Source organism: Caballeronia zhejiangensis (assembly GCF_000698575.1).
Taxonomy (GTDB): Bacteria; Pseudomonadota; Gammaproteobacteria; order Burkholderiales; family Burkholderiaceae; genus Caballeronia; species Caballeronia zhejiangensis.
This window is the reverse complement of record NZ_JFHD01000088.1, coordinates 1-3,203: the sequence shown is the minus strand read 5'-3', so window position 1 is coordinate 3,203 and position 3,203 is coordinate 1. Positions and strand designations below refer to the sequence as shown.

Here is a 3,203-nt window from a genome sequence, read left to right as displayed (position 1 = left end):
GGGGTCTCCTCGTTTTCAGTGCAATAAGTGACGGTACGAAAAGCTAGCACTGGCGCGGAGGTGGTGTTGGTAGATCGTTGATTTCATTGACTTTCCTGTTCACTTTCAAATCTGCGATTCGTGGCGTCAAACCGTGGTCGGTTTCATCCATTGGTGCCAGTTATCGATGCATTTGGCCGCGAAGGCAGGATTTGGTCAGCATAGCGGTCAACCGGGAAGCGAAACACACCCCGCAAGTTGATGCTCTCCAGCCTGGTGGGCGCAATCTTCCCGATCAGTTCCGGTGGAATGACCTGGCGGCGGTTCGACCAGCGATCCAGGACCGCCTGCATCTGTGAGGTATTCCACGCCATCACGATGTTGGCCATCAGGCTCAACGCATCGGCCACAGCCTGCATTTCATCGACACGTTTGGCCTGCGCCGGGCTGATCCGGCCGGTATAAATGGCGCGCTTGAGGGCGTTAACAGCCTCGCCCCGATTGAGCACCCGGCGCAACTCGTTCCTGAAAGCGTCCTTGACAAAGTAGTCAGCCAAAAACGCCGTACGCAGCAACCGCCCCAATTGCACGCCAGCCTCATAGATTGGATCGCCCTGGGCGGCAGAACCGAACCGCGCAAGAGCTGCCACCGCACTGGCATGTCCGCTCATGACCGAGGCTGCCAGGTGCACCAGACTATCCCAATGCTTTTCGATCAAAGCGACGTCGACATTGGCTTCGCACACCGCAGCGATTTCTGCGGGCACTTTGGTGCCGCGTGGCACAAAGAGGTGGCGCTGTTTGAGTTCCTTCAACCGCGGGCAAAGATCAAAACCAAGCAAACGGGCATGTGACATGGCAAAGTCGGTGTAGCCATGGGTATCCACAGCAAGCTGGCTGGTCTCCAGCTTTTCTTGGCGGATGACACCTTCAATGGCCACGCCCGCCTGGCGCTCATTGAGCACAAAGGGCTGCGCATGGAAGATGCCCCACCGGTCTTTTACATGGGAGTAGATTCCAATGGAAGGTGTGTTGCGCCGAGGATCAAGCCGGGCTTGCCACACCCGTTTGGTGGTCTCCATGGTCATCATGTCAGAAGATGCCAAATCGGACCGCCCCCAGGTGGCGGCAATCGGGTGTCGCTGCATGAATTCCAGCACAGCCTGGCAGGCCTGGCTCAGACGCCGTTCGTCCCGCGCCCAGCGCATGGCCTGGCGAATGCTGGTGGCAGACAATTGCGGAATCATGCGCGCGCATTCGACCGCAGTCAGACTGGTGCCGTGGGCCATGATGCCGGCATAGACCATCAGCAGCTCGTCGGTAGAGCGCGGCTCACGTCCGAGCATGATCCAGCTAAAGCGCACCTGGGCGTCAACGGCCAGAATCACTTCCGGCAATTGAACCTCACCGATGCGGTGATCCAAAGCCGCGCGCAGCTTGGTCACTTCTGGGTCTTCGTCCTCTGCGGGCAATGGCGACAAATGGAGTTCATCATCCACGCGCAGTACGCCACTGCGGGCTGCAGCGGCCACCGCATCGACACCGGCAGTTACTCTGGCCAGCAAAGGCTTCAAGAAAGTGGCAGCCTTGCTGGGTAACGATAGACGGGCATAGTGTTTCTTGGACTCTGCCTGCCAACGCTCGTCCGTGAAGAACAAGCGCGCACGACCCCGAAAGCTCAGGCTGTGCTCAACCCAGACCGAGCCATTGCGCACCGCGCGGCGCAGGGCAAACAGGGTGGCCACCTCCAACGCCTGAAACGCCCGTTCCCGGTCTGGGCTGGAGATCGAAACCTGCCAGATCATTCCCAGACTTGGTGCCACCACTTCAACTGGCAGCTTTCTGGATCCTTTGAGATATAAAGCTTGCAGCTTGGCAAGGTACTCGATGGCAGGATGCTCGCCGGTGGCCTGCCAGGGCAGCTTTGCAATGGCGACGAGCAACGACCGCACGGGGCGAATTCCATCAATCAATCCCTCGCGGACCAGGGAGGCCCTGCTCGGTGGTTTGCGTTTCTGGGTTTCGGTGATCAAGGCTTCAAGACGGGCACGCAACTCAGCATCTGGCACCGCACCTTGCGCGCTCAAGGCAACAAGTTCGCCGAGCAGCGTTTTGTACATTGCGGCCCAATTGACGGTAGCGGGGACATCGGCGGCAGCCTGACGCCACAGATCGGCGATCCGGCGCTGCACCATAAGGATCAACTGGTCTGTGGTGGTGAACAGGCAATACCGAAGAAAGCATGCGACCTCCACGGTGCGCGCTGGCTCTTTGATCTTGGCTCCGGCTGAGGGCGGCCTGGAGACAAGTCGGCGCGCGTAGCGGCGCAAGATGAGATCGGGGATGTCTGCCAGGTGCTTATAACGTCCAGCGTGTAAAGCAGGTCGATGCGCTCCAGTACCTCGCTGATTTGGCGGGTTGAGTGTTTCGCCGGTGCAGCCCATAGCCAACTCTGCTGGGTTTGTCCATCTGGGCGCAGCTCTGAAACTGAGGCTCGCCAGCGATCAAGTGTTGCTGGATCAACGCTGGCGGCGATGGCGGTGCCTGTTTCAACTTCAAGCTGGGCAAGTGCCGCCGCAATCAGTGTCCGAATTGCCCGCTCGTGCACGATCACCAGCTTGTTCTTGTACAGCCATTGACGCGCCCGCACGAGTAGCTGATCGCGGTCGGCGCAGCGCGCCACTTCGTCGCGCAGTTCACGTACCAGTGAGCGGCGCTGGTGCTCGCTCATCCACTGGAATCCAAGGACCGTGCAGGCTACTTGTTGGTGATCGAATAGCGTGCGCCCGCGTTCATACATGGCTCTCAGCGAGGCGACTTCTGGTGCTGCAATGCCAAGCTCGTTGCCAAGGTGGCGCCACAAGGCTACTGGAATTACCCGAAAGGCACCGAGCAAACGCCCACTCATGCGCAGGAAACCAATATGGAGCGCCAGACCAAGCTTGTGGGAATCACCTCGGCGTGCATTGATTGCGTCGCGCTCGGCACCATCGAAGGTGAAAAATGCCTTCATCTCGAAGTCGCTGATATCGCGGGGGAGCCCACGCATCCCCAAAAACGTTGTGTGCCAACCCTGCATCGTGAACCTCAAAAGTGGGAGGCCACCATACCCGTTTACAAAGCGAACAGGAAAGTCAATGAAATCAACGGTCTACCCAGACCACCCCCGCGCCAGTGCTAGCTTTGCGTACCGTCACTTATTGCACTGAAAACGAGGAGACCCC

The 3,203-nt window shown here is 58.9% G+C and carries 1 pseudogene; it reads right to left on the bottom strand.

Features of this window, described 5'->3' with window-relative positions:
- Nucleotides 1–143: 143 nt before the first annotated feature.
- Nucleotides 144–3,058: pseudogene (locus tag BG60_RS35950) on the bottom strand (Tn3-like element IS1071 family transposase).
- Between the last annotated feature and the right edge of the window lie 145 nt (nt 3,059–3,203).